The sequence below is a fragment of the Trinickia sp. NRRL B-1857 genome (assembly GCF_050470685.1).
Taxonomy (GTDB): Bacteria; Pseudomonadota; Gammaproteobacteria; order Burkholderiales; family Burkholderiaceae; genus Trinickia.
In genome coordinates this window covers 497,623-523,583 of sequence record NZ_JBFLUK010000011.1, presented here as the reverse complement: position 1 = coordinate 523,583, position 25,961 = coordinate 497,623, and the positions used below count along the sequence as shown (strand labels likewise).

Genomic DNA, 25,961 nt, shown 5'->3' with positions numbered 1-25,961 from the left:
GACCTCCGCCGCGGGCCGATCTTTGAACGATTCGGGATGAATGCGGAGACCGAGAAAGCCCAGCTCGTAGCACTGGTTCGCCAGGCGCTTGACAACCAATAAAGAAAACGATGACCGTCCGTGGGATTTTGCTGAAAGGCGTTGCGATACCGGTAGTTACTCTTCCCGGTATCCTCTTCGCCCTGCACAAAGACCGTAGCGTCGCTACTGATGTGCTGATCAATCGACGTCCCGCTGACGTGTGGAAAGTAGTTTCCGATAGCACCGGCTACAGAGACTGGAACCCGTTTATCACAAATGTGGCCGGCAACTTTGTCGAGGGTTCGTCGATTCGGATCGTCATTGGGACCGGATCAGGGTCAATCGTCTTTACGCCAACCGTCTTGTTGGTTCGCCCCAAACGTGATCTTTGCTGGCGAGGCAGTGTTTGGATTCGCGGGATATTCGACGGAGAGCACTGCATTCACCTATCCGATGTTGCCACCCCCGCCTTTTAATCTTGTTTTAAGCCAAGCCTCGCATAGTTCCCCACGGCTCCCTCCCGGAGCCACCCTCTTCCCTAGTTGATTGTTCGAGCCCTATCGATCGATGGAGAGTCGAATATGCGATTTCGTTCGTATATGGTGGCCGGCGCACTGGCGCTGATTCCCGTACTCGCGTTAGCGGGTCAGCCGAGCGCCCAAACCGCCGCACAGCCCATGTTCGTCAATGTCAATGGCCAAGCCGTACCGGTAAAGGCCGAAACGCACGTCGTCCAAACCGCCGCCGGACCGATGAAGGTCAGCACATGGAGTTGGCATAGCCCGCAAGGCGGTGCAAGCTTCCAGATGCAATCGAGCACGGGCGGCATGCCCCCGGCCCTCGCCTTGCAGCAAATGCGTGCGATGCAATATCAGATGCGAATGGCGCAAGCGCAAATGATGGCGATGCAGCAACAAATGCTTGCACTTCAACAAGCGGCATTCGCGAGCACGCTTGCCGTGCCGAGCCAACGCACCGTCGTGTTCGCCGCGCCGATGTGGACCATGCCCGAACCAGTCGTCGTCGTGGTGCCCGCGCAGCGCACTGCGCCGCCGGCCGCCGCGCCCACGAAGCCTGCCGGGATCAAGGCCTAACGATCGGAAGTTTCAGGGACCTGCCCAGGTCGGTAGGTTGGGGAATGCATTGTCGATGCAACCCGTTCGTACCGTCGTCCTAATCAGACGGCTGTTCGAGCGTCGGCTCCGCAGGTCCCCATCCCTCGATATTCAAGTAATAGCGAGTCGAGCGCCCCCCACCGATTCGGCATAGCACCGCCATCTCCTCGAGTTCGATGAGCTCGCGCGAGGCCGTTGCGCGCGATGTGCCGCCGATGCTCTCGTACTTCTTAGTGCTCATACCGCCTTCAAATCCCCCAGGCCCGGCATCGAGCAGCACGTTGACAACCTTACGCTGCCGAGCCGTGAGCACTTTATCGCGATGGTTCGCCCAGAACAGCGCTTTCGCAAGCGCGGCATCGATAGCGTCGGACGCCTCCTCGCAAGAAGCCCTTACCTGCTGCACGAACCATAGAACCCATTCGGTCACGTCCAAGTCGCCATGCTGTGCACGCTCGAGCTGCGCGTAGTATTCGGCTCTCGTATCGAGCAAGCGCTGCGAAGTTCCAATCAGACGGCTAACGTCGCCACTCTCGCGCGCAAGAACGAGATCGATGAGCGCCCGGCCGATGCGACCGTTGCCGTCCTCGAACGGGTGAATCGATTCGAACCAGAGGTGAGCGAGCGCTGCCTTAACAAGACTATCGTGCTCTGTCACGGCATTGAACCATGCCAGGAAGGTGTCCATTTCATCCAGCACGCGCTCGGATGGTGGGGTCTCATAATGAACCGTCTCGCGTCCGAATCGCCCGCTTACGATTTGCATGGGTTCGGTATGCCGGCGATAAGCCCCGACGAGAATCTTCGTCATGCCCGAGTAGCCGGTGGGAAAAAGCGCGGCCTGCCATGCATAGATGCGCTCGTGCGTGAGCGGTGTTTCTCGCTCGCGTACAGCGTCGTCCATAACATCGAGCAGCCCTTCCACGCTCCGGGGCGCATCGGGACCGTTTTGTTCGCCCACGCCTAATCGTCGCGCGACGGAGGAACGAACCGCGGCCAGCTCGATACGCTCACCTTCGATCGCGGCCGTCGCAACCGCTTCTTGGCTCCATGCCTCCGCAGCCAGCTCGAGCCGCTGTTCGAAGCCCAGGCCGGCCAGCTTGCCTTCGACCACACCCTGAGCGCGGTGCGCACGTGCCAACTCGCCGGCCAAGCGAACCGGGTCGTAGTGCATCGCCGGCCACGCCGGGGCTTGCCAGATTAACGGTATGTTCGTCGACATCGTGTCACCCAGGTGTCCGCTGAGTCGATTAGCGAGCCTATTCGACTCATTTTATGAGTTGAATAAGTATATCGAACCCTGAGTCGATTGAGGAGATATTCGACTCAAGTTATGAGTCGAATATTGCCGGAGCTCCGATCGCAATCCCCCGCACCATGAAAAAACCCCCGGTGAGTCATCCGCTCACAGGGGGTTTTGCTTAGCATCGAAACCGCTTCTACCCGGATCAACAGCTCCGCTCAGTGACAGCGATCCCGATCCCGATTACTTGCGCTTGAGCTGCGAAATATCGCGCACCGCGCCACGATCGGCCGAGGTTGCCAGCGCGGCATACGCCTGCAACGCCTGCGACACGACGCGTTCACGATTCGCCGGCTGCCAAGCCGCATCGCCGCGCGCTTCCATCGCCGCGCGACGGCGCGCGAGTTCGTCGTCGCCGACCGCCAAGTGCATTTTGCGCTGCGGAATGTCGATCTCGATCAGATCGCCCTCTTGCACCAGCCCGATCGTGCCGCCTTCCGCCGCTTCGGGCGACGCATGCCCAATCACGAGCCCCGACGAACCGCCCGAGAACCGGCCGTCCGTAAACAACGCGCAGGTCTTGCCGAGTCCCTTCGACTTCAGATACGACGTGGGATACAGCATCTCCTGCATACCCGGGCCGCCCTTCGGCCCTTCGTAGCGGATCACGACGACATCGCCGGGCACGACTTGGTCGCCGAGAATCGCCTCCACCGCCGCGTCCTGGCTTTCGAACACGCGTGCGCGCCCCGAAAACACCCACTGCGATTCGTCGACACCAGCCGTCTTCACGATACAACCCTTCTCCGCCAGGTTGCCGTACAGCACTGCCAGACCGCCGTCCTTCGAATAGGCATGCGCCTTGTCGCGAATACAACCCTTTTCGCGATCAGCGTCGAGCGCCTCGTAGATGGCCTCTTGACTGAACGCGACCGTCGTCGGAATGCCGCCCGGTGCGGCGCGGTAGAACTTTTGCGCGGCTTCGCCGGCGCCGCCCTTGACGTCCCATTGAGCCAGCGCCTCGCCCAGCGTGCCGCTATGCACGTTGCCGCACGACAGATCCAGCAAATCGGCGCGAGCCAGTTCGCCGAGGATGCCCATGATGCCGCCGGCACGATGCACGTCCTCGATATGGTATTTGTCTGTCGCCGGAGCCACTTTGCACAAGCACGGCACCTTGCGCGAAATGCGATCGATGTCGGCCATCGTGAAATCGGCGCCCGCTTCCTGCGCAGCGGCGAGCAAGTGCAGGACGGTGTTCGTCGAACCGCCCATGGCGACGTCGAGCGCCATCGCGTTTTCGAAAGCACGCTTGGTCGCGATATTGCGCGGCAGCACCGAGGCGTCTTCTTCCTGGTAGTAGCGGCGGCACAAATCGACGATCAGGCGGCCGGCCTGCTCGAACAAACCCTTGCGCCAAGCATGCGTGGCCACGATCGTGCCGTTGCCGGGCAATGCAAGGCCGATCGCCTCCGTCAAGCAGTTCATCGAATTCGCCGTGAACATGCCCGAGCACGAACCGCACGTCGGGCAGGCGCTGCGTTCCACTTCAGCCACTTCGGCGTCGCTGACCTTCGGATCCGCCGCCTTGATCATGGCATCGATCAAATCGATCTTCGCGATCACTTGGCCGTCGCTCGGCGACTTCACCTTGCCCGCTTCCATCGGGCCGCCGGAGACGAACACCACCGGAATGTTCAAGCGCATCGCGGCCATCAACATGCCCGGCGTGATCTTGTCGCAATTGGAGATGCAGACCATCGCATCCGCGCAATGCGCGTTGACCATGTACTCGACCGAATCGGCAATCAATTCGCGCGACGGCAGCGAATAGAGCATGCCGCCGTGACCCATGGCGATCCCGTCATCGACGGCGATCGTATTGAATTCCTTGGCGACACCGCCCGCCGCCTCGATTTCCTTCGCCACCAGCGCACCCAAATCGCGCAAATGGACGTGCCCCGGCACGAACTGCGTGAACGAATTCACGACAGCGATAATCGGCTTGCCGAAATCGTCGTCCTTCATCCCCGTGGCGCGCCACAAGGCGCGGGCGCCGGCCATGTTGCGGCCGTGCGTCGAAGTGCGTGAGCGGTAATTGGGCATCTAATCCTCAGGTATTGCGGTCGTCGACATTTAGTGTGTCGTTAAGCCCCGCTCGAATCGACGTGGCGGGACCCAACGGCATCCCGGCGCGGGCTGAAACCGGCGCTTGCCCGCACGGGATGCATCTTGGATGCCGAAATACTGAAAGATTATCGGTAAGACGTCCAATATATTTTTTCTACGAAACTAAGTCGTTATAAATATCACGCAGGGACAGCCGCGATGGCCCGCTCCGAGCGCAGCCATGCCACGCCCGCGCCCAAGCCCAGTATCGCAAGGCAGACGATCGGCACAATCATCGGACCGAACGCGGAGCCGGTGACCTTGCCGGCCAACGGCATCAGGTTTTGCCCGAAGAAGCCGCCCAAGTTGCCGATCGAGTTGATCGCGGCCACGCTCGCAGCAGCGCGAGCCCCCGTGAAGTAACGCGGCGGCATGGACCAGAAACACGGATAAAGCAGAGGAATGCAGGCGCCGCCAAGGACAAGCGCGACGAAGCGAAGCGGCGTCGACGGCAAGACGAGGCTCAACAAAAAGCCGATCACGCCGCAAGCCGCAACGATGGCGATGGCTCGCAAAATGCTCTTCGCTCGGCGCAGCTTCGCCGGCAGATAAATCAGAAGCAGGACCGACAGAGCCCACGGCAGCATGCTCAACAAGCCGTTCGTCGTGCTCGATACGCCGAACGACTTGACGAGCGTCGGCAGCCAATAGGTCACGCCGTACAGCGACGTGGACATCAACATATACGTCGCGGCAAACAGCATGACACGCGGGTCGAGCAGCGCCTTCCAGGGCTGGGTATGTTCCGCGTGCTCGGGTTTTTCGCGCTCGAGCGCCGCGGCGACGAGTTGCTTTTCTTTCTCGCTCAAGAAACGCGCTTCCCGATAGGACGCCGGCAACACCTTGAACACGGTCACGGCGACCAACACGGCGGGCAACCCGGTCGCGATGAAGACCCATTGCCAACCCGCGAGTCCTAATACACCGTTCAAACTCAACAGCCATCCGCCCACCAGCGAGCCGAGCATGTTCGCCAGCGCGCTACCAAGGGTGAAGATACCAAGCACGCGCGCGCGGTAGCTTTGCGGAAACCAGAGCGTGAGGTAGTAGATGACGCCGGGATAGAAACCCGCTTCCGCCACCCCGAGGGCGAAGCGAAGGCCGCAGAACGCCTGCATCGACGTCGTAAAACCCATCAATACGGTAATCGCACCCCACGTAAGCATGATGCGAGCGAGCCACAAACGCGCACCGAATCGATGCAACGCCAGCGTGCTCGGCACTTCGAAAAGCAGATAGCCGATGAAAAACAAGGAAGAGGCGAGACCGAAGGCAGCTTCGCTCATATGAAGGCTATGCACCATCTGTAGCTTCGCGAAGCCGACGTTTTGCCGATCGATGAATGCGATCAGGAACATCACGACGAGGATCGGCAGCAAGCGCCGAGCCATCTTCGACATGACCGCCCGTTCCTGCGCGGATTGAGGTTCAATCGTTGTGCTTTGGTTCACTTAGTACTCCTAATTGACTGCCATGCTTGATTTGCCAATGAGCGCCGGCTGCGACGCCTACTTGCTAAGGCGTCTGGAATTCGCCCAGTTCGGCGACGAACATTTCATTCCAGGTGAGAGGCCTCGCTTTGATCGTGCCGACGCGATACAAAAAGTCGACGAAATCCATCATTTGGCCCGGGTGGATCGAGAAACGTGTCTGAGGTGCCGCCAGCATTTGCATCACGCCCTCTCGCGACAAGCCGAGGTTCGAAGCGGCCACGTAGACCTGCGCCGCGGAAACAGGGTCGCGCGCAATCATGCGGTTCGCCTCGTCGAGCGCGGCAATGAACGCACGAGCCAGGACCGGCTGCGCATCGACGATCCGCTTGGGCGCGAATACGACATCGAGCGTCAACGGACCCAACACATCGAGCGAGTCGGCGACGCGATGGATCCCCGGCTCGCGCAATTCGAGCGTCGAAAACGGCGGCGAGCCGAAATGCGCGGTAATTCCCCCCTCGCGGCGGATCAGTGCCTGCATCGCCTGCGGATGGGGCAAATTGACGGTGATCGAGTCGAGTCGAGCGAAATGCGACGGCCCGAGCAGCTTGCTCGCGAGCATTTGCAGCACGACGGCCGATAGCGAGGTATGAATCCCCGGCACCGCGATGCGGTCGGACGGCGTGAAATCGCCGAGCGTTTTGACGTGCGGCCGGTTCGTATTCAGCGAGAGCGACGTCGTCGAAAGCCCGCTGATGCCGATAACTTCGACGTTCGGAATTCCGCGCGAGCGCGCCCACAATTCGATGAAGCCCGGCGCGCCGGCCGCCGCAAAATCGAGCGAGCCGGCCATCATCGCATCGTCGATCGAATTGCCGCCATCGAGCAGCACCCAATCGACACGCAGGTCGCGGATGCCCAAGCGCGCCGCGTGGCGTTCGAACAATCCCTGCCGCTCCATCACGAGCAACGGCAGATACAGGAGGCCATAACCCTTCGAGATACGTACCGCGCGGTCGCGGCTCAACGCCAGCGCCGGCGAGAACAAGGCGCCGAGACCGGCCGCCATCAGCGCGCGACGGCGAGGCGAAGGCTTGCTCGAGCCGCCGCGCCCGCGGCCCCCCTCGTGCTGCATCGTATCGTCTCCTCTAATTTCCGTGCGGCGCTCGCGCCGTCATGATCGACAAGGTTATCGAGCGAGTCTGAGAAAATGCTGACATCGGCTCCCCGGGAAAACCCCTAATGCGGCGAACGAGATCGAGGGGCTGGGCAAGAGCGCACACATCCGTGGGAACAGCATTATGCGTATTTTGGTGGTAGAGGACGATGCTCAGATCGGCGCCGCAATCCGCGCCCGCTTGACGCGCCTGGGGCATGCGGTGGATCTGGAAACGGACGGCGCCACGGCAAACTCCCTATTGAGCGTGGAGCGTTTCGATTTGGTCGTGCTCGATGTGATGTTGCCGACGATGGACGGCTTTACGATCTTGCGCAACTTGCGCGCCGCCGGCTGCATAACGCCGGTGTTGCTCGTGACGGCACGCTCCGCGATCGACGATCGCGTGAGCGGGCTGGGTCTCGGCGCCGACGACTATCTCGTCAAGCCGTTCGACTACCGCGAGCTCGAAGCGCGGGTGCAAACGCTCTTGCGCCGTAATACGGGCCACGCAAGCAATATCTTGCAGGTCGGCGCGCTGGCGATCGACCGCAGCAGCCGTCTCGTCGAACTCGACGGCAAGCCGCTTTCGCTCTCTCGGCAAGAATTCGCGCTGCTCGAAATTTTGGCCAGCCGTCCGCAACGGATCTTCTCGAAGGAAGAGCTGCTGAACCAATTGTTCAGCTTGGGCAACGAGCCGACAACTAACGCCGTCGAACAATACGTCACGCGGGTCCGCAAAAAGCTGCAAGGCAGTTCGGTCGAGATCCGGACGGCGCGCGGCATGGGGTACCAGATTGCAACGCTTTAACTGGTTTCCGAAAACCCTCTTCGGACGCACGCTCCTCTTTATCGCGTTGATCGTCGTGTCCGGGGCCGTCGCGCTCGCCGGTATCGCCCGCTATTACGCCGGCGTGGCTTCGCAACGCGCCTACGATCAACTGCTGGCGGGCGCCACCATCCAAGTCGCCGAGGACCTCTATGTGCAAGGCGGCGTGCTCGCCTTGAACCTGCCCGTCGCGGCGCTCTCCACGCTTTCGCGCTACGACCTCGTCTATTACAAGGTCGTCGATTCGCGCGGCGTCGTGGTCGCGGGCTACCCCGATCTTCCGGATCCCACGAGCCGCCTTGCCGCACGCAACGGCCCGCAATTCGCCGATGCCACCTATCAGGGGCAGCCGATTCGCCTGGGCTTTCTCGCGCGTTACTTGCCCGAGGAACACACGCCCGGCTGGGCGATCGTCACGGTCGCCCAAACCACGCACGCCCGGCAGCAGCTCACGAACGAGATGAGCTTCAAGGTATGGACGCTCATCTTGCTCATGAGCATCCTCGCGATCGGGGCGAGCGGACTCGCAATTCGCCGAGGGCTGCGCCCGCTGGCACGCATCGAAACGATCATCGCCGCACGCGACCCGGCCGATCTGCGTCCCGTGGCAGCCGAGACGCCGAGTGAAATCGCCGCGATCATCGGCGCGATCAACGGTTTGATCGGGCGGCTTGCCGAGCGCATGACGGCGATGCAGCGCTTTATCGCCGACGCCGCGCACCAGATGCGCACGCCGCTCGCGCGGCTCGACGCCCAGATCGAACTACTCGACGACGAACACGATCCGGCCCGCTTAGCCACGGGGCTCGACGCGCTGCGCACGACGTGCGCCGATGTAGGCCGGGTTACGGGTCAGTTGCTCAATCACGCGATGGTCACGCATCGGACGCAGGCCGTCGCGCTCCAGCCCGTGGACTTAGTGCCGCTCGCCAAGGAAGCGCTCGGGCGCACCATTCCGCTCGCGGACGACCGCGACGTCACAGTCGCATTTGCGACCGATGCACCGCACGCCTATATCTCCGGCGATCCGATCGGCTTGCAAGAAGCGTTGTCGAACGTGCTGCACAATGCATTGCTACACGGGAAGGCCGACGATATCGTCGTATCGATCGTAACCACGGATACCGCCGTCACGCTAACCGTGACCGACAACGGTCCCGGCATCGCGCCCGAGCATTGGGAGGCCGCGCTGCGTCCGTTCGAACGATTGGGTCAAGAAAATGCAGCGCCGCGCACGGGGTCCGGATTGGGTCTCGCGATCGTCCAAGAGGTCGTGAAGGCGCACGGCGGCAACATCCGCTTTGCTCTACCGGCGGCAGGAGGGTTCGCCGTCACACTGGCTTTTCCATCGTTGCCCTCGCGATGAATCGGCGTGGGCAGGATTCCGCAGTAATTCAAGGGGCAGAACGATCCATTAGCTTGGCTTAAGTTCGTTTGCGGGAATTGACGCCTCTTTGCCCGTCATCTCGTCCGGTCGGTTTCGGATGTGCTTTGATACGCTGAAGGCCATTCACTACCGCCAGCGCGACCGGATGGCCATGCCGCACCCCAACACCCTGAATTTCTCCGCCGGCCCCGGCGCGCTGCCCGCTACCGTATTGGCGCAAGTACGCGACGCGATCGTCGAATTACCCGAGACGGGCGTCTCCGTGCTCGGCATGAGCCATCGATCGGACTGGTTTCTTTCGATCCTGGACGAAGCCGAGCGCAACATTCGTGCGTTGCTTGGTTTATCCGATCGCTACGGCGTTTCCTTTCTGCAAGGCGGCAGCAGCCTGCTCTTCGCGACCGTGCCGATGAACTTCGCTACGCCGGCCTTCGCGCCGCCCGAGTATGTCATCTCGGGCTACTGGAGCGCGCGCGCGTCCGCCGAAGCGGGCCGCGCCGCCGCCCATCGCATCGCTTGGGACGGGCAACGCTCCGGCTTTCGCGAATTGCCCGTGCTCGAGCAGCTCGACGTCGATCCGCGCGCGGCCTATCTCCATTACGTATCGAACGAGACCATCGAGGGTTTGCAGTTCGCCGCACCGGCACACGCATCGACTGTACCGTTAATCGCGGATATGTCGTCCGATTTTCTTTCGAAGCCGATCGTCCCGGAGCGCTTCGGGATGATCTACGCGCACGCGCAAAAAAATCTCGGCGCGGCCGGGGTAACGGTCGCGGTCATCGATCGAGAACTGCTGACGCGGATTCCCGGCAGCATGCCGCACATTCTCGATTTCCGTACGCAGATCGCGCACGGCTCGAACTACAACACGCCCCCCGTGTTTGCGATCTACGTCCTGACGCTCGTCACGCGATGGCTACGCAACGATATCGGCGGGCTTGAAAAGATCCAGCGTATCAACGAAGACAAAGCCGAGCACTTGTACGCCGTGCTCGATGAAATGGGCGATGCGGTAACGATTCATGCCAGGCGGCCCTGGCGCTCGCGGATGAATGTGGCCTTCACGTTCGGCGACGCCCGGCTCGATCGCGCATTCCTCGATATCGCCGAAGCGCGCGGCATGCGAGGACTCGAAGGTCATCGCTCGTTGCGCGGGTTGCGTGCGTCGCTCTACAACGCCGTCACGCCGCAGGCCGTCGAAACGCTCTGCGAGACGCTGATCGAATTCGCTTTGCAACGCGCTTGACCTTTTCCGGATCCGGCACAGCCCCCTGCATACGATGCCTCGTAGAAATCGAAATAAATAACGCGAAATCTACGACGGTTCGTAAGTCATCCTAACCAATCCCGTTCGCGCTGACATGCCGTCGTCATTTGCGAATGGGACGCTAAACGCTCCCGATCTCTTCGATGAGCGACTATGCAATTCAGAATCGACGGCGCCGGCAGTCCCCCCTCCACACAACCGCAACAACCCGCCCCCACGCCGCCCGCGCAGCCGCCTGCATTCCAATTGAAGGCCGGCCAAAAACTCACAGCCGGTCAATCGATTCGATCGGCCGACGGCCGGTTCGAACTCACGATGCAGCGCGACGGCAATCTCGTGGAATACGACCTCAAGACGAACGTCGCGGTATGGGTGAGCAAGAGCGCGCATTCGGGGGCGACCGTTGCGTACATGCAGCAAGACGGCAACCTCGTGCTCTACAAGACCGACCCGGATACGCTGTGCGTTGCCGGCAAGAACGACGTCTGGAGCACGAAGACGAACGGACACGCTGGGGCCGCATTGACGATCCAGACGAACGGCGAGCTGACGGTCGGCAATGTGTCGGGCAGCACGAAGGGCGCTTTCTGGCAAACGGACGAGCCGCTCTATGAGGTCCCGGGTCCCTTGCCGGCGCTCACGACGGGCGACGCTCCGACGACGTCCGATCCGACCGCTCGCGCCGCCGTGGGCCTGTTCGCACCGGGCGCGAACGAACTCGGCATCAGCCGCTTCAACCTGAGCACGGGTGGCAGCGCCTACGATGTCCTGCGCGATCAACACGTTTTCGATCAACCCAATCTGACCGACGATACGGCGCTGCTCGACGCCAATCTCGCAGCCACGCCGTCGCTCGATCGCAAGCCGTTCGGCGATCGTCCGGCGAATGCGCCGAGCGATGTCTATCACCTTCCTGTCGGCCAAACCGTCGTCGTACTCAATTCGACGCGCCTCGCCTATCTGGAGCAGCAACGAACGCAATTGCAAGCCATCGAACAAGGGCCGGCGAAGGATCGCGCGAATGCGTCGAGCGAGCTGACGGCCAGCGTCTACCAGGAACTGCTCTACGCGTCGACGCAGCAATCGGTGCCGAACGTCGATCAGCTCGCCTCGACGTTGCGCGGTCGCGCGCCGCAAGACAAGGCATATCAAGGCGCAGTCGACAATGCCGCCGGCATGCTGCAAAACACGCTGGCTTCGCAAGGCCGCACGTCCGATCAACTCGGCAAGATCGATGCCGCCGCGGCATCGGGCGACATGAACGGCGTGCGCAAGCTCGTGCACGATCAAATCGTCGCGACAGCGGGCACCGATCAAGGCTCGCAAGCGTTGGGCGACATCACCGCGCGCGCCAGCGTCTATCTGACCTACGCGGGCGGCGATCCGCGTTTCGCGGCGGCCGTGCAAAGCGGAATCGACGATGCCAAGCGCACGGTCCTCATCGATCGCCCCTCGCAAGCGGTCGTCGATGCGTACAAGCAGCACGGCGCGGCTAGCGCGATGCAAACGCTGGCAAACGTCACCGATCCGCAGACGGCAACGATCGGCCAGGTCAGCGCGATCATGGCCGACACGCGCGTGCAAAACGTCGTCCAACACGCGCTACGCGACACCGCATCGTGGCAAGGCAACGGACCGAATCGGCCGACCGATGTCTTGAAGTCGCTGTCCGCCGCGTGTCAGCATGCGATCGAAAGCGATCAAGGAACGAACGGCGCCGGCAAGGCGGCGGTCGATCGGATCGCCACGTACATCGTCGCGCAAGCCGATGGCGTCCCACCCGATTCGGGCCAAGACGTCTTTCAGAACGTCCAGTTTTCCCGGCAAGTGTTCGCCGATGCCGGCCGTCAAGGCAACGTCGCGCTCGCGTTCGCGGTCGGCGCGCAAGCCCGGCTCTATCGCAACGATTTCTATGCGAGCTGCGTGCTCGACGGGGCACGGCAAGGGCTCGACGGCTTCGCATCGGACGTCAAATCGCTCAAAGACAAACTATCGAGCGACGGCGCGTTCGCCAGCGAGCCGCTCGCGAATTGGGGCGGAGCCGGCACGCCGGCCGAACAAAGCGCCTTGATCGCGAAATTGTTCGCGGCAAACCCGAAGGCGGCCAAACAATTCGAGGACGATTCCGCCGGCATTCCGGCCCTGCAAGAAGCGGCGGACGGCATCCAAGCGGCCCTGACCACCTATGGGGGCGAGCTCAAAGGCGTTCAGGGTTTCGATACCGACATCCCGAAGTCGATGCAAAGCGGCCAATACATGTGGTCGGTATCGGATTCGTCGAACGTCGTCGCGGCGCTGCATTCGGCCGCGAGCCTCGGCATCGTCAGCCCCGACGCCCAGCAAGAGCCCACGAACACGCTATGGCTACAGCGGTCGATGCGCAAAGTGTACGAGCAGATCGGCAAGCACCTGATCGGTTCGCTCGCGGCGGACGGGGCCGATAGCGTGCTCTCTCCGAGCGGGGCGAAGATGGCGCTCTCGGTCTGGAAGCGGGCGAACAAGACGCTCGGTGCCGAGCTGTATTTCCAGAACGCGGCCTATTCGCTCGGCGAAGCGTCGTCGGGCGGCCTTTTCTCGGCGCTGCAAAACGGCGCGTCGGCGATTCGGCAAGAACTGGGCGGCGTGTCCTATGCGCTCTCGGCCGGCATCCCCGCCGGCAAACTGCCGTCGCTGCGCCCGGACTCCGGCGAGACACCGCTGGCAAAGAGCTACGCGAGCCTGTCCGAAAGTATCGACAGCCTCGATATCTCGGCCGGTGCGCGCTCGACGCTAAAGTTGTCGACGAGATTCCTGCTGCAAGACACGTCGGACTTGGCATCGGCCATTCTCGGCATCACCGAAGCCGTCGACGACTTCAGTAAGGGCAAGCCGATTCAAGGCGTGGGCGAACTGCTGAATTCGGCAGGGTATGCGACGTTGCTGACGGGCTCGGGCATCGATGCGGCGGAGTTGCCCGAAGGGGCAACCGTGCTCGGCTTGAGCGGCGACGCGTGGGACCTCATCGGCGGACCGACGGTGGCGGTCGCCGCGTTGCTCGTGACGTCGGCTGAAGCCTATGAGAATTCGCACACCCACGACGGCGACGACAAACAAGCGCTGATCTCGATCGGCGTGCACCCCGACGTGGCCGAACAATTGGCCAAGCATGCCACCTCCTTCGATGGCTCGCCGCCGAGCGCCGGTCCCTTTATCACCCAGTACTTCAAGTACGGCAATGCCACGCAACAAGAGATGGTGAATTGGCTCAACTCGCTGACGCCGCATCAAGCCGACGCGATCGCCAGCGCCCTTAAAGCCGGCGATGGGCTCTGGCAGAAAGAACCGATGTCCAAGGCCGCCCAGCAGTTCGACGACGCGTTGCTCCAGTACGGCGTCATGCCGCCCGTGAGGTTCTAAGCGGCTCGGTTACGCATGGGGTCGGATCGGCCGCGCGGGGCCGATCCATTCCGTCCGAAAGGCACGCGATTTGCCCGCGATTCGTTCGGCGGGCAATCCCATTACTTGGATTAGCCCGGAAATCCGTTTCATTTCGCCCAATCGGATTCGGCGTCCGCGACGCATACTGCCAATCATCGACTCGCTGACCGGCTTCAAAGTCCGACAGCCCAGTCGAAGTTCTCGACTTCTCAGGAGATTGGCATGAGCACGTTGGCCGTCATTATTCCGATCTGGGCCTTGGTCGCCACTTGCGCCGCCCTGTTTATCCGCGGCGCAAGCCCGCGTCTCGAGCGCGCCCGTGTAACGGTCGAAGTCGAACGCCGCCCGGCACGCTCGCCGATCGTCGAATAACGCCTCTCGCCGCGATTTAAGCCAGGGCCGGATCGCGCAACGGCTCGATCCCGCTCAGCGCGTGCGCGAACACCGCCAGCTTGGCGGGCGGCGTGCGCAGCGCCCGCAGCAAATGCACGTCGTCGCGACGCCCCGCCGGATCGTCGAATACCGTCGTCAGGCACGAGCCGGCCGTCGCGCCGTTCGTGACCCAAGTCGGCAGGTACGCTAGACCCAAGCCTGCCACCGCAGCCTGCAATAGCGTTTCGAAGTCGTCGCACGTCAACGCATTGTCGGCAGCGTCCGCCGGAATCCATCCCGCCGCGCGCAATCCGCGCCAGCCCAAACCCTCCGGATCGCTCCGTTTGTCCAATAACCGATGCCCGGCGAGTTCGGCCGTCGTCGTTGGATGCCCGTTCGCGCGCAGATAATCCGGGCTCGCGCAAATCGACCAGCGCTGCGTACCCAAACGCTGCGCATATAGACGGCTGTCCTTAAGGGGACCGATACGGATCACGCCGTCGAGCCGCTCTCGCACCGGATCCGCCAAGCGCTCGGTGAAATCCAACTCCACCCGCAACTCGGGATATTGCTCGAGCAATCGCGGCAGCAACGGCAGGACATGATGACGGCCGAACGTCGGAAAACAGGCCACGCGCAACACGCCGCGCGGCACGTCGCTCAACGCGGCCACCTCGGCACGTAAGTCGACGAGTTCATCGAGTACCGCCGGCGCACGTGTAAGCAGCAACTCGCCGGCGTCCGTCAATGCCAGGCCTTGCGTGGAACGCATGAAGAGCCGGGTTCCGAGCTCCAGCTCCAACGCGTCGATCTGACGAGAGACTGATGACGGCGCCACGCCTTGTCTCGTGGCCACGGATGAGAAGCTGCCCGCTCGCGCCACGGCAATGAACGTCGGCAAAAATTCAGCGTAGGGAACGGAAGTCATGTTTTGCATTTTACGCAAAACGATTCCGCATCGCCGCGCATTCCTCCGGTGCGACGGCGCACCTAGCATCGCGTCGTGGCAATGGTGCCCGCGCTCACGGAGGCCTTCAGTGCAGAGCAATTCTCCCGACCACGCGCCGCTAGGCGACCGCAGCGTCCTCGCCTTGTCGGCGACGTGCGGCTTCGCCGTCGCGAGCCTCTATTACAGTCAACCGTTATTGCCCGCCATCGCCGCCTCCTTTGGCTCCGGCTCTTTCGCGCAAGGGGCCATCGCCATGCTGACTCAATTCGGCTACGCCTGCGGATTGCTGCTTTTCGGTCCACTCGGCGATCGCCTCGATCGTCGTGCATTGATCGCGTGCCTACTGACGGCGAACATCGCAGCGCTCGTCTCATGCGCGCTGGCAACGCATCTGGCGTTGCTGTTAGCCGCCAACACTATGCTCGGGCTGACAGCCGTGAGCGCTCAAATCGTCATCCCGGCCGTATCGGGCCTCGCCGATCCCGCGCGGCGCGGCCAAACCGTCGGCCGGCTCATGGGCGGCCTCTTTGCCGGTACGTTGTTGGCACGCACCGTAAGCGGCTTGCTCGGGGCGCATTTCGGGTGGCGCACGACGTTCATGGTTGCCGCCCTCATCGAGCTTGTGCCGATCGCCTTGGTTTGGCGTCACCTCCCACGCACCGCGGCGAATACCCGCCTGCCCTATCCTCGTTTGCTTGCTTCACTCGGGAAGTTACTTCGCGAACAACCGCTCCTGCGCGAAGCCTGCTTGACCGGCTTCGTCCTCTACGCCGCTTTCAATCTCTTGTGGGGTTCGCTCGCGCTGTTGCTCGCGCGCGCGCCTTACCACTGGGGCAGCGACGTCGCTGGCCTCTTCGGCCTCGTCGGGCTGGTCGGCATGCTGGCCTCGCCCACCACCGGCCGCCTCGCCGATCGATGGGGCGGCCGGCGTGTCGTCGCACTCGCGGCGGTTTCGATCATGGCGGCGTTCGCGCTCGTCGCCGGCGCCGGCCGTTGGGTCGGATGGCTGGCGGCCGGCATCGTCGTGTTGGATCTCGGCAGCCGCGCCAATCTCGTCGCCAATCAAACGCGGTTATATGCGCTGCTGCCCGAAGCGCGCGGCCGGCTCAATACGGTGTTCATGACCAGCTACTTTCTCGGCGGTGCCGTAGGGTCGGCGATCGGCACGGCGGTGGCGGCCCGCTACGGCTGGAGCGGCCTCTCGGCAGCCGGCTTGCTCTGCGGCGCATTGGCGCTCGGCGTTACCGCTCGATTCCGCACCGCCGGCCGAACGCAAGCGTTCGCGCTGCCGCGCCCCGGTTCAACTTCATCTGCCTCGTCCGGCAAATAGCGAGTATCAAGCCGCGGGGATGGCGGGTGGCCGGCGCCTCGCCTATCCTCGCGACTCACACACCGCGCCCGTTCGCCGCAACGCATGGCCGGGCGGCTCTACGCTATGCAAGCTGGTCACGACACCGATTCACCCGCGCTGCGAACCGTGCTGCGCGGCATAGGACAAAGCGTCCTGCAATGCAATGCGCTGACCGGCGCGTGCATCCTGGCGGCGCTCGCGCTTTGCGACGCGCGGCTCGCTTGCGCGGCGGCGATCGGCGCCGTGACCGCGCACGTTTGCGCCCAACTCGTCGGCTACGACTCGATCGCGATACGCGATGGTTTGCACGCCTTCAACGGCGTGCTGTGCGCACTGGCCGCCGCTACGCTCATCGACGACATCGACGTCGCCCTTGCCGTCGCGCTGCTGTCGGCGATCGCCGCCACCTATCTCGCGCTGCCCGTCTCGCGCTGGCTCGCCGCCCACGGTTTCGCTCTCTATTCGAGTCCTTGTCTCATCGTGACGTGGGGCTGGCTGATGCTGCGTGCCTCCGCACGAATGTCGGCAGGCGCGTCCGCCGTCGGTCAGGGCTACGCACAAGCGGCGCCTGTTCGCTTTTCGCTCGATACGTGGCCCGGCGCCAGCCCCGCGATTCGCATGTTGGACGGATTGGGCGACGTATGCGCGGCGATAGCGCAAACCGTTTTCGCCTCCGGCGTGCTGCCGGGGCTGCTGATCGTCATAGGGATCGCGCTCGCATCGCGACGGGCCGCCCTCTACGGGATCTTGGGCGCGACGATATCGACCGCGATCGAATGGCTCTGCGGCGCGCAGATTTCCGCGCTTCACGCCGGTACCGCCGGCTTCAACGGTGCGTTGGCGGCGATTGCGCTCGTCGATGGCGGCCCCGTGGGGGCGTTTTGCGCTGTTATGCTGTCGGCCTTATTGCATCAGGCAGCCGCACAGCGCGGATGGCCGGCGATGAGCGCCCCGTTCGTAGCCTCGGTATGGTGTGTACGCTTATGTGCGCGCGCATTGACGCGAGTACGCCGGCGGCCCTACGCGCACTAAAGGAGACGATATGTCATTCGCTCATACGCCCAGCGGTCGTACGGTTCGAGCCGCTGCGCAATCCGACGACGAACGCCGCGTCCGCGTCGACCTTGCCGCCGCGTACCGGCTCGTCGCGATGAACGGCTGGGACGATCTGATCTATACGCACATTTCGGCGAGCGTACCCGGCGAGCCGGGCCACTTCCTGATCAATCCGTTCGGCCTGGCATTCGACGAAGTTTGCGCCTCGAACCTCGTCAAGATCGATGTCGACGGCAATATCGTCGGCGAAAGCGCGCATCCCGTGAACGCGACCGGATTCGCGTTGCACGCCGCGATTCATGCGGCGCGGACCGATGCATTCAGCGTCATGCATTTGCACAATACATCGGGGATCGCCGTCGCGACCCAACGCGACGGCCTGCTTCCCGCTTCTCAGCATGCTCTGCGTTTTTACGGACAGCTCGCCTATCACGACTACGAAGGGCTCGCGTTTTCGCGGGCGGAAGGAACGCGCCTCGTCGACGCACTCGGCGACAAGCCGGCCATGCTGCTGCGCAACCACGGCACCCTGACCGTGGGGCGCACTGTCGCCGAGGCCTATGTGTTGATGGCCACGCTCATCAAAGCCTGCGAGATTCAGATTCAAGCCCAAGCCGGCCATACGCCGTTGGCGTTGCCTCACGCCGATATCGCCGCGCGTACGGCCGAGCAGTTGCGCGACGGCGGCGCGATCGAAGGCGAATTCGAGTGGCCCGCGCTGCTGCGCAAGCTCGATCGAATCGACCGCTCTTATAGCGATTGACGCGCGCGCCTCACATTGAGCGAAACAACCTCCACATCAAACAAGGAGACACACCGTGCCGACCTTTCATATCGAACTCTTCGAAGGCCGTACCGTCGAGCAAAAGCGTGAATTCGTCGAAGCGATTACAAAAGCCACCTGTGAATCGCTCGGCGTCGAGCCCAATTCCGTCGACATCATCCTCATCGACGTCAAACGCGAAAACTGGGCGACAGGCGGACGCCTCTGGTGCGATCCGGCTCCGTCGGCGTAATCACCCGGCCAGTTCGACACTGGGCGACGCTTCGTCGATTTCGCGAGGACGATTCACGAGCGTCACCATCACGTAGCTCATGATCGTGAGCATGAACCATGAGCCCCACTTCGCCACCGATACCATCGCCCAACCGTTGATCTGACTCGGATAGAGCCACGCGTGACTGTAGGTGCCCGCGTTCTCCGCGAGCCATATGAAGCCGGAGATCAAGACGAACGCGAGCAGCAACGGCATTCGATGCACCGTTTTACCGATGACGAAAAACACCCAGCTGCGGCGAAACAGGATCGCCGCCGCGCCGATCAATACATAACGGCCGTCGGGCGCATAGTGATGCAGAAAGAAGTTCGCGTAGATTCCGGCCGATAGCGCAGCCGTGGCGGCAAACGGCGGATGATGGGAAAAACGCAGGTCGAACCCTCGGCACGCGCGCGTGATGTAGCTGCCGACCGACGCATACATGAAACCGCTAAAAAGCGGAACGCCGCCGATTCGAAGATACGAGAACTCGGGATAGACCCACGATCCGACCGCCGTCTTAAATAACTCCATGCAGGTCCCGGCCGCATGAAATAGCAAAATGACGGCCACTTCGTCCCACGTCTCGAGCCGCAGCACGATCAGCAGGATCTGAATGACCAGCGCCGCGATCGTAAGTGCATCGTAACGAGGGAGCGCGGCGTGCGCCGGATACCAAAAATGCGTGCCGATCAACAGCGCCAACATGAGCCCGCCGAATAGGCAGACCCACGCTTGTTTGATGCCGAACGCAAGGAATACGCGAACCGCATTGCCCAAGCGGCCGCGCTCATTGCTCGCGGAAAGAAGGTGGGCGATCACGCTGTCGAGCCATTCGCTCGCGCGTCCCGGCGCCGCTTGTCGTTGCATGTGTAGGCAGTAAATCGGTTGAGCGATAGGAAGCCGGCCGAGCTATCGTCCTTACGCGGATACGCGGCCGCGGCCCATGTCCGCAGCATTGTCCGCGAACTACCTGCCGCTGCGCAATATCGCGAACGGGAACCTACACGGATCGAACCCGTCAATCGACGGCGAGCCGCGCCTGATAATATCGCCGCTTGCGTCAGCCCCGATCAAGGACCTCCTCATGTCGACTTCATCGCACGCACTCCCGCGCTGGACGCTCTGGGCCCCGCTCGTTGCATGGCTGATTCTCGGGCTATCGCGCGTCGTCCCCGCCGAAGGCTTCACGATCGCTTTCGTTGCGGCCGCGCTGGCCGGCAGCGTCTTCGCGGCCGTGCATCACGCCGAGGTCGTGGCGCACCGCGTAGGCGAACCGCTCGGCACGCTTGTGCTCGCGGTAGCCGTGACCGTGATCGAGGTGGCGCTGATCGTTTCGGTGATGTTGTCCGCCGGTCCCGAGAAAGCAGGGCTCGCGCGCGATACCGTCTTCGCCGCCATCATGATCGTTTGCAACGGCATCGTCGGCCTGTGCCTGCTCGTGGGCGGCTGGAAACATGGCGAGCAGGACTTTCAAGGACGCGGTGCAAGCAAGGCGCTCGCCGTACTCGCGGCGCTATCGGTGCTCTCGCTCGTCATGCCGAACTATCTGAGCGCGATGCCCGGGCCGCAATTGTCCACCTCGCAGCTCGCGTTCGCGGGTGTCTGTTCGCTCGTACTTTATGGCGTGTTCGTCTTCGTGCAAACCGTGCGCCATCGCGACTACTTTCTATCTTCCGGCGGAACCGACGACACCGCGCATACCGCCGCGCCGCCCAGCGGACGCGTCGCGCTGACGAGCCTCGCCTTCCTGCTCGTGAGTCTGGTCGCCGTCGTCTTGCTCGCGAAGTTGCTGTCGCCCGCCGTCGAGCGCGGGGTCGCGACTGTCGGCGCGCCTGCCGCTACGGTCGGTATCGTTATCGCCGCGCTCGTTTTGCTGCCCGAAGGGCTCGCCGCGGTCGGCGCAGCCCGGGAGAATCGGCTGCAAACGAGTATGAACCTCGCGCTGGGCTCGGCACTCGCCAGCATCGGTCTCACGATCCCGACCGTCGCCGCCGTCTTCATCTGGACCGGCCGGCCTTTGGAACTCGGCATCGGCGGTATGGAAACGGTGCTGCTGGCGCTCACGCTGTTCATCAGCAGCCTCACACTGAGCACCGGGCGCACGACCGTATTGCAGGGCGCCGTACACCTGTCGCTTTTCGCCGCTTATCTATTTTTGTCGATCACGCATTGACGCGGCGCAGGCGACCGCGTCAACCGTTCTCGTGCTTCGGCAGGTAGCGCTCGGATAGCGCCTCATAGAGCGGAGGAGCAAAAAAGCGCGACACGCGGCTCGCAATCAATGCGGTCGCCATGAGCGAAATCACGAGCGCGTGTCCGTTGATCATCTCGATCACGATCACGAAAGCCGTGATCGGGCTTTGGGTCACGGCGGCCAAATAGCCGACCATGCCGAGCGCAATCAACATCGGCAATTGCATCTGCGAAAACACCATATGCAATGCGTTGCCGATTCCCGCCCCGATCGCCAGCGACGGCGCGAACAGGCCACCGGGCGCCCCCGGCAGGTACGAGCCCACCATCGTGATCATTTTGAAGACGGGATAAAGCGCGCTGACGTTCCCATGCCCGGCCAGCATCGAACGCGCCTCCGCATAGCCGCTGCCGAACGTATGTCCCGAACTGACGATGCCGATGACAGCGATGACCAAGCCGCAGGCGGCGCCGAATGCGACCGGCCGATTCGCGCGCAATTGCAGCACGTTCGCCGGCATCCATCGCGGCGTATTGAGCAGCAGCCAGCAAAAAATACCGCCGGCGATACCCGAAAGCAGTCCCATCAGAGGAACCGCGATGAACAGCAGATCGGGAAGGTGCGGACCGATATCGATCGTCCCGAAGTACACATAGTTGCCCTGCAACCCGAGCGATACGACCCCGGCGAAGATGATCGCCGTGATAAGCACCCCGCTCGTGCGCGCTTCGAAACTGCGCGTGAGTTCCTCGATGGCGAATACGACCCCGGCGAGCGGCGCATTGAATGCAGCCGACAACCCGGCCGCGGCGCCGGCAAGCGCGAGATTGCGCTCGAGCGCCGCGCCGCGAATCGTACGGAAACGCTTCGGATAGAACTGCCGCAGGCTGAACATCAGCGATGCGCCGACGTGAATCGTGGGCCCTTCGCGCCCGATCGTCAAACCGCCGAGTATCGCGAGGAAGGAGATGAAAATCTTGCCGACGAGGATCGGAATCGTCAGCAAGCGTTCGCCGAGTTGCCGGGGACCGTGCAACGATGCGATCACTTGCGGAATGCCGCTGCCTTCCGCCCCATCGAAGAAGCGCCGCGTAAGCCAAACGCAAGCAGCGCTGACCGCCGGCGTCACAAGGAGCGGCAACCAGACGTTATGGGCGATGTGCTTGAGGAAAAGGTCGTAGCCGAAGTCGATCAAGCGTGCATAGAGCACCGCGATCAGCCCCGCAACGACGGCTCCGATCCAGAACACCCCGTAGTGAAGCCAAAGCTTATGGATGTGTTGAAGGGACCACTTGTTGGTGCGAATGCGATTTTGCATGGCGGCCAAGTCTGCGCGAAAGCGCAAGTATACCGGCAACGTTGCCGATTTCCCCGGTCACAGCGGCAAAAAGATGCCCGCCTAGACTGACGCAGCTTGATCGATGGCGCTTACCGGAAAGCGGACAGCAGATTCATTGTTCATCTTTCTTACCGACTTTCGCCAAAAATCTTAATTTCTCCGCTTCGCCATTGTGCGTAGCCTAACCCCTCAGGTAGATCGATCTCGATCAACCAGCGACGAAAAGCGATTGCAACGCGAGCATCGCGTGCCGCTGATCGACGACATGCGCGATCCGATCGCTCGTTCGTCCAGCGCAAGCCCTCCGTACTCCATCTATCCAAGGAAATTTAAGCACCATGAAACACTATCTGTTGGAAGGTCAACATCTCGTGCCGTTCGAAGAACTCGCCGACCTCGTACCGGCACATCACGCCTTTCTTCAAAACGGTTACGACAACGGCTACTTTCTATTCTCCGGCCCGCATATCCCGGCGCATGGGGGCTTTCTCGTGGCACGAGCGCAATCGCGCGATGCGCTCGACGCTCTTCTGGCCGACGAGCCATTTGTCCGAGCGAACAAGATGCGGTTCGTTCGCATCGTCGAGTTCGACGCGGCACAACGCCAGCCGATCTTGAACGAATGGTTCGGCGCCCCGGCTCCCTAAACGGCGGCAAATAGAGCGTGTCCGTAGACGAGCGAGCGGCGGCCGTGCGGCGACGGCATGCTCGCGCACCGCCGCTTCCGATGGTAGACTGCGGCGCACGTCAATCCGCAGCACGACCATGGCTTTCCGCTCCCGCACACACTTGACCGCATGGCTTGGCCTCATCGCCATGTGGCTCATCGTGCTCGCGCCGATCGTCAGCCAGTTGGTCGTCGCATCGCATCGAGACGACCCGACAGCCGCCGCGCTTTGCACGGCGATCCAGCCGACGAGCGACACCGTCCATGCCACGCATGCCGACCCGCTCGCTGCCTGCGGGTATTGCGATTTATTGGCAGATCACATCGCCGTCCCCACCGTTCCGCCCGCGCCGCTCGTACTTGTCATGCTGCTGGTGGCCATCGCGGTGCCGATGCTCAGCGTTCGCCATACGCCGCTGGGCGCCTTCCCCTCGGGGCAGCCAAGAGCCCCACCCGCTTTTTCCTGATTACCGTTATCCGCTGCCGCACACGAAGCGCTGAAAGCAGGCGCGTGCGGCCGTTCGCTCAACGATTCAGGAATATTGCATGTCGTACTTCGCATCGCGAAGGCCGCGCGCTCGCTCGCGCCGCCCCGTGCGCTTAGCCGCGTCCGCACTCGTGCCGCTCACGTTCGTTTCGCCGATCGCATGGGCGGCGGCCGACGTCAATTCGCACCCCGATACCGATACCCGCTCCGCGCCGGCACAACACACGCCCAGCGGCACGCAGCCGAACCACGTCGTCCTGCCGACCATTACGATTAGCGCTCGCAGCGATAGCGCGAGCGCCGCCGGGCGGCTCGACCCGAATTTGCCCGCCTCGGTCGAGACCGTCACGCGCAAGCAGTTCGAGAACTGGAATGTCGTCAACACAGAGGACGCGCTGAAGTACATGCCCAACCTTGCCGTGCGCAAGCGCTTCATCGGCGATTTGAACTCGATCATCGCGGTGCGCGGCACCAGCAATACGCAAAGTGCGCGCGGCCTCGTCTACGCCGACGGGCTCTTGCTATCGAACCTGCTCGGCAGCAGCTACAGTTTTCCGCCGCGCTGGTCGATGGTCTTTCCCGACGAGATTCGCCGCATCGATGTCGCCTACGGCCCCTTCTCCGCCCTCTACCCCGGCAACTCGCTCGGCGCGACCGTGTTGATCTCCACGCGGATGCCGACGAAATTCGAAGCGGACGCCGACGTCAAAGCGTTCACGCAACACTTCGATCTATTCGGCGTCAATCGAAGTTTCAACGGCAGCGAAGAGAGCGCGACGATCGGCAACCGCATCGGCAAGTTCGCGTTCTTCATCGGCGCCAATCACTTCGAAAATACGAGCCAGCCGCTCCAATTCGCCACGTTCGCGAAATCGAATACGCCGGCGAAGCCCGGCGATATCCCCGTGGGCGGGGCGTCCTTCTATAACAACCAAACGAATGCGCCTACGGCCGTCATCGGCGTAAACGGCGAAGGCATCGAGCGCACCGTTCAAGATCAGCTCAAGCTGAAAATGCAGTACGACTTCACGCCGACTGTAAGAGGCGCATTCACGCTCGGCTATTGGCACCGTACGTATAACAGCGAGACGTCGACGTTCCTATACGATGCGACCGGCAAACCCATCTATAGCGGCCTCGTCAATATCGGCGGGAACGAGTACAACATTCCCGCGTCCGCGCTTGCGCCCAGTGCAGGATGGAGCGAGAACTGGCTGTACGGCTTGTCGTTGGCGACGCGCAATGCCACGGGTTGGAACGGCGAAGCGATCGCCTCTTACTACGACGTCACGAATAGCGTCGCCCGCACGGCCAACGCGGGCGGTCCGGGCAACGGCCCCGGCGTCGTCACGTACGGCGACGGAACCGGCTGGAAGACACTCGATCTCAAAGCCACCTGGACGCCCCCGTCGCCGAATGCCGGGCTAGCGAGTCATACGCTCGCTTTCGGTTATCACTTCGACAACTATTTCCTCGACAACGAAACGTACAACACGGCGGCTTGGATCGACGGCACGGCAGGCAGCTTTTCGAACGCATTCAAAGGCAAGACCCAAACGCAAGCGTTATATGCACAAGACGCATGGCGCTTCTTGCCGCGTTGGAAGTTCGTCTACGGTGTCCGCTACGAGGACTGGCAAGCGAATAACGGCCTGCAAGCCGTCGGCGCCGCAGCGTTGCCCTACCCGAGCGCAGAGGCGCATCACTTCTCGCCGAAGGCATCGCTATCGTTCGACGTGACCGACGCATTGACGCTGCGCGCATCGGTTGGCCGCGCCTATCGTTTCCCGACCGTCAGCGAGTTGTTCCAAGGACAAATCAACGGCTCCTCGATCGTCAACAACAATCCGAACCTACAGCCCGAGGACGATCTGTCGAAAGAATTGACCGCCGAATGGGCGCACGAAAAGGGGCTCGTTCGGCTGTCGCTCTTTCAGGACGACGTGAAAAACACGATCTTCAGTCAAACGGATACGACCGTCATTCCTAACGTCACGAGCTTTCAGAACATCGGCAAGGTTCGCTCGCGCGGCGTAGAGCTCAGCTATCAAGGCGAAGACGTTTTCGTGCACGGGCTCGATTTGATCGGCAGCGTCGCCTACACGCAATCGAAGATCCTCGCCAACGGTCAAAATCCGGCCACCGTCGGCAAGTATTTCTATCGCATCCCCCTCTGGCGAGCGGATCTCGCGGCAACGTACCGCTTCGGCGAGCGCTACGCCGTCACGATGGCGGCACGCTACTCGGGCCGCGAGTACAACACGTTGAATAACACCGATACGAATCCGAACGTATTCGGCGGGACGAGTACCTACACCGTCGTGGATGCCAAATTCACGGTTCATCCGACCAAGCTGAGCGAACTCGCACTGGGCGTCGACAACCTCTTCGACGACCGTTACTTCGTCTATCACCCTTATCCGGGCCGAACCTTCTATGTCGAAGGCCGGTTGCGGATGTAAAGGA

Annotated in this window: 21 protein-coding genes and 1 pseudogene; 15 read left to right on the top strand and 7 right to left on the bottom strand. The window is 62.4% G+C overall.

The features are described 5' to 3' along the window. Positions 1-110: 110 nt before the first annotated feature. Together AB1286_RS23405 and AB1286_RS23400 are read left to right on the top strand one after the other, a co-directional pair. Positions 111-497, top strand: a complete 387-nt coding sequence (locus AB1286_RS23405; RefSeq protein WP_430365632.1) for an SRPBCC family protein — start codon at positions 111-113, stop codon at positions 495-497. 105 nt (positions 498-602) lie between these two features. Then, entirely contained in the window at positions 603-1,115 is a 513-nt protein-coding gene (locus tag AB1286_RS23400) for a hypothetical protein (RefSeq protein ID WP_430365631.1), read from the top strand. Between the two features lie 79 nt (positions 1,116-1,194). Here AB1286_RS23400 and AB1286_RS23395 read toward each other — a convergent pair whose 3' ends face one another. The 4 genes from AB1286_RS23395 to AB1286_RS23380 all read right to left on the bottom strand — a co-directional run bounded on the left by AB1286_RS23395 (position 1,195) and on the right by AB1286_RS23380 (position 7,116). Further along, positions 1,195-2,358, bottom strand: coding sequence for a Fic family protein (locus tag AB1286_RS23395; protein ID WP_430365630.1), 1,164 nt, complete (start codon positions 2,356-2,358; stop codon positions 1,195-1,197). A gap of 264 nt (positions 2,359-2,622) precedes the next feature. Continuing rightward, positions 2,623-4,485: a dihydroxy-acid dehydratase gene (gene ilvD, locus AB1286_RS23390; protein WP_430365629.1), complete on the bottom strand. Its 1,863-nt coding sequence runs from the start codon at positions 4,483-4,485 to the stop codon at positions 2,623-2,625. A 203-nt stretch (positions 4,486-4,688) separates the two neighbouring features. After that, positions 4,689-5,948, bottom strand: a complete 1,260-nt coding sequence (locus AB1286_RS23385; protein WP_430365628.1) for an MFS transporter — start codon at positions 5,946-5,948, stop codon at positions 4,689-4,691. A gap of 115 nt (positions 5,949-6,063) precedes the next feature. Continuing rightward, positions 6,064-7,116: an ABC transporter substrate-binding protein gene (locus AB1286_RS23380; protein WP_430365627.1), complete on the bottom strand. Its 1,053-nt coding sequence runs from the start codon at positions 7,114-7,116 to the stop codon at positions 6,064-6,066. Between the two features lie 166 nt (positions 7,117-7,282). On the opposite strand from AB1286_RS23380, the gene AB1286_RS23375 reads away from it, so the two are divergent. The 5 genes from AB1286_RS23375 to AB1286_RS23355 all read left to right on the top strand — a co-directional run bounded on the left by AB1286_RS23375 (position 7,283) and on the right by AB1286_RS23355 (position 14,412). Further along, positions 7,283-7,948 (top strand): response regulator transcription factor, encoded by a 666-nt coding sequence (locus tag AB1286_RS23375; RefSeq protein ID WP_430365626.1) that lies wholly within the window; start codon positions 7,283-7,285, stop codon positions 7,946-7,948. Continuing rightward, complete coding sequence (locus AB1286_RS23370; protein ID WP_430365625.1) at positions 7,935-9,332, top strand: sensor histidine kinase; 1,398 nt, start codon at positions 7,935-7,937, stop codon at positions 9,330-9,332. The genes AB1286_RS23375 and AB1286_RS23370 overlap by 14 nt, the downstream gene beginning before the upstream one ends. Before the next feature lie 118 nt (positions 9,333-9,450). After that, the gene (serC, locus tag AB1286_RS23365) at positions 9,451-10,602 is read left to right on the top strand and encodes a 3-phosphoserine/phosphohydroxythreonine transaminase (RefSeq protein ID WP_430365624.1); all 1,152 of its coding nucleotides are present in this window, start codon (positions 9,451-9,453) and stop codon (positions 10,600-10,602) included. 174 nt (positions 10,603-10,776) lie between these two features. Beyond that, positions 10,777-14,019 (top strand): hypothetical protein, encoded by a 3,243-nt coding sequence (locus AB1286_RS23360; RefSeq protein ID WP_430365623.1) that lies wholly within the window; start codon positions 10,777-10,779, stop codon positions 14,017-14,019. A gap of 243 nt (positions 14,020-14,262) precedes the next feature. Next, a complete protein-coding gene (locus AB1286_RS23355) occupies positions 14,263-14,412 on the top strand; it encodes a hypothetical protein (protein WP_430365622.1) in 150 nt (49 codons plus the stop codon). A 16-nt stretch (positions 14,413-14,428) separates the two neighbouring features. Here AB1286_RS23355 and AB1286_RS23350 read toward each other — a convergent pair whose 3' ends face one another. Then, positions 14,429-15,340 (bottom strand): LysR family transcriptional regulator, encoded by a 912-nt coding sequence (locus AB1286_RS23350; protein ID WP_430365621.1) that lies wholly within the window; start codon positions 15,338-15,340, stop codon positions 14,429-14,431. Positions 15,341-15,449: 109 nt separating this feature from the next. Here AB1286_RS23350 and AB1286_RS23345 point away from each other — a divergent pair, with 109 nt between their 5' ends. From AB1286_RS23345 to AB1286_RS23330, 4 genes and pseudogenes are all read left to right on the top strand, one after another. Beyond that, complete coding sequence (locus AB1286_RS23345; RefSeq protein WP_430365620.1) at positions 15,450-16,691, top strand: MFS transporter; 1,242 nt, start codon at positions 15,450-15,452, stop codon at positions 16,689-16,691. A gap of 105 nt (positions 16,692-16,796) precedes the next feature. Beyond that, positions 16,797-17,744, top strand: a complete 948-nt coding sequence (locus tag AB1286_RS23340; RefSeq protein WP_430365619.1) for an urea transporter — start codon at positions 16,797-16,799, stop codon at positions 17,742-17,744. Between the two features lie 10 nt (positions 17,745-17,754). Further along, a complete protein-coding gene (locus AB1286_RS23335) occupies positions 17,755-18,531 on the top strand; it encodes a class II aldolase/adducin family protein (RefSeq protein WP_430365618.1) in 777 nt (258 codons plus the stop codon). Between the two features lie 52 nt (positions 18,532-18,583). Further along, positions 18,584-18,784, top strand: a pseudogene (locus tag AB1286_RS23330) (4-oxalocrotonate tautomerase); the annotation flags it as partial. Here AB1286_RS23330 and AB1286_RS23325 read toward each other — a convergent pair. After that, positions 18,785-19,675: a DUF817 domain-containing protein gene (locus tag AB1286_RS23325; RefSeq protein WP_430365617.1), complete on the bottom strand. Its 891-nt coding sequence runs from the start codon at positions 19,673-19,675 to the stop codon at positions 18,785-18,787. Between the two features lie 217 nt (positions 19,676-19,892). On the opposite strand from AB1286_RS23325, the gene AB1286_RS23320 reads away from it, so the two are divergent. Further along, positions 19,893-20,981, top strand: coding sequence for a calcium:proton antiporter (locus AB1286_RS23320; RefSeq protein WP_430365616.1), 1,089 nt, complete (start codon positions 19,893-19,895; stop codon positions 20,979-20,981). A gap of 19 nt (positions 20,982-21,000) precedes the next feature. Here the strand turns inward: AB1286_RS23320 and AB1286_RS23315 are convergent, their stop codons facing one another. Then, complete coding sequence (locus AB1286_RS23315) at positions 21,001-22,320, bottom strand: chloride channel protein (RefSeq protein ID WP_430365615.1); 1,320 nt, start codon at positions 22,318-22,320, stop codon at positions 21,001-21,003. 359 nt (positions 22,321-22,679) lie between these two features. Here AB1286_RS23315 and AB1286_RS23310 point away from each other — a divergent pair, with 359 nt between their 5' ends. From AB1286_RS23310 to AB1286_RS23300, 3 genes are all read left to right on the top strand, one after another. Further along, on the top strand, positions 22,680-22,988 hold the full coding sequence (locus tag AB1286_RS23310) for a YciI family protein (RefSeq protein WP_430365614.1): 309 nt from the start codon (positions 22,680-22,682) through the stop codon (positions 22,986-22,988). Positions 22,989-23,106: 118 nt separating this feature from the next. Beyond that, the gene (locus AB1286_RS23305; RefSeq protein WP_430365613.1) at positions 23,107-23,475 is read left to right on the top strand and encodes a DUF2946 domain-containing protein; all 369 of its coding nucleotides are present in this window, start codon (positions 23,107-23,109) and stop codon (positions 23,473-23,475) included. 79 nt (positions 23,476-23,554) lie between these two features. Next, entirely contained in the window at positions 23,555-25,957 is a 2,403-nt protein-coding gene (locus tag AB1286_RS23300) for a TonB-dependent receptor (protein ID WP_430365612.1), read from the top strand. The last annotated feature ends 4 nt before the right edge of the window (positions 25,958-25,961 follow it).

What these genes read in the sequence shown, in the direction of transcription:
- AB1286_RS23405 (WP_430365632.1), top strand. Translation starts at nt 111, where the DNA reads ATGACCGTCCGTGGGATTTTGCTGAAAGGCGTTGCGATACCGGTAGTT.
- AB1286_RS23400 (WP_430365631.1), top strand. Translation starts at nt 603, where the DNA reads ATGCGATTTCGTTCGTATATGGTGGCCGGCGCACTGGCGCTGATTCCC.
- AB1286_RS23395 (WP_430365630.1), bottom strand. Translation starts at nt 2,358, where the DNA reads ATGTCGACGAACATACCGTTAATCTGGCAAGCCCCGGCGTGGCCGGCG.
- ilvD (WP_430365629.1), bottom strand. Translation starts at nt 4,485, where the DNA reads ATGCCCAATTACCGCTCACGCACTTCGACGCACGGCCGCAACATGGCC.
- AB1286_RS23385 (WP_430365628.1), bottom strand. Translation starts at nt 5,948, where the DNA reads ATGTCGAAGATGGCTCGGCGCTTGCTGCCGATCCTCGTCGTGATGTTC.
- AB1286_RS23380 (WP_430365627.1), bottom strand. Translation starts at nt 7,116, where the DNA reads ATGCAGCACGAGGGGGGCCGCGGGCGCGGCGGCTCGAGCAAGCCTTCG.
- AB1286_RS23375 (WP_430365626.1), top strand. Translation starts at nt 7,283, where the DNA reads ATGCGTATTTTGGTGGTAGAGGACGATGCTCAGATCGGCGCCGCAATC.
- serC (WP_430365624.1), top strand. Translation starts at nt 9,451, where the DNA reads ATGTGCTTTGATACGCTGAAGGCCATTCACTACCGCCAGCGCGACCGG.
- AB1286_RS23360 (WP_430365623.1), top strand. Translation starts at nt 10,777, where the DNA reads ATGCAATTCAGAATCGACGGCGCCGGCAGTCCCCCCTCCACACAACCG.
- AB1286_RS23355 (WP_430365622.1), top strand. Translation starts at nt 14,263, where the DNA reads ATGAGCACGTTGGCCGTCATTATTCCGATCTGGGCCTTGGTCGCCACT.
- AB1286_RS23350 (WP_430365621.1), bottom strand. Translation starts at nt 15,340, where the DNA reads ATGACTTCCGTTCCCTACGCTGAATTTTTGCCGACGTTCATTGCCGTG.
- AB1286_RS23340 (WP_430365619.1), top strand. Translation starts at nt 16,797, where the DNA reads ATGCAAGCTGGTCACGACACCGATTCACCCGCGCTGCGAACCGTGCTG.
- AB1286_RS23335 (WP_430365618.1), top strand. Translation starts at nt 17,755, where the DNA reads ATGTCATTCGCTCATACGCCCAGCGGTCGTACGGTTCGAGCCGCTGCG.
- AB1286_RS23325 (WP_430365617.1), bottom strand. Translation starts at nt 19,675, where the DNA reads ATGCAACGACAAGCGGCGCCGGGACGCGCGAGCGAATGGCTCGACAGC.
- AB1286_RS23320 (WP_430365616.1), top strand. Translation starts at nt 19,893, where the DNA reads ATGTCGACTTCATCGCACGCACTCCCGCGCTGGACGCTCTGGGCCCCG.
- AB1286_RS23315 (WP_430365615.1), bottom strand. Translation starts at nt 22,320, where the DNA reads ATGCAAAATCGCATTCGCACCAACAAGTGGTCCCTTCAACACATCCAT.
- AB1286_RS23310 (WP_430365614.1), top strand. Translation starts at nt 22,680, where the DNA reads ATGAAACACTATCTGTTGGAAGGTCAACATCTCGTGCCGTTCGAAGAA.
- AB1286_RS23305 (WP_430365613.1), top strand. Translation starts at nt 23,107, where the DNA reads ATGGCTTTCCGCTCCCGCACACACTTGACCGCATGGCTTGGCCTCATC.
- AB1286_RS23300 (WP_430365612.1), top strand. Translation starts at nt 23,555, where the DNA reads ATGTCGTACTTCGCATCGCGAAGGCCGCGCGCTCGCTCGCGCCGCCCC.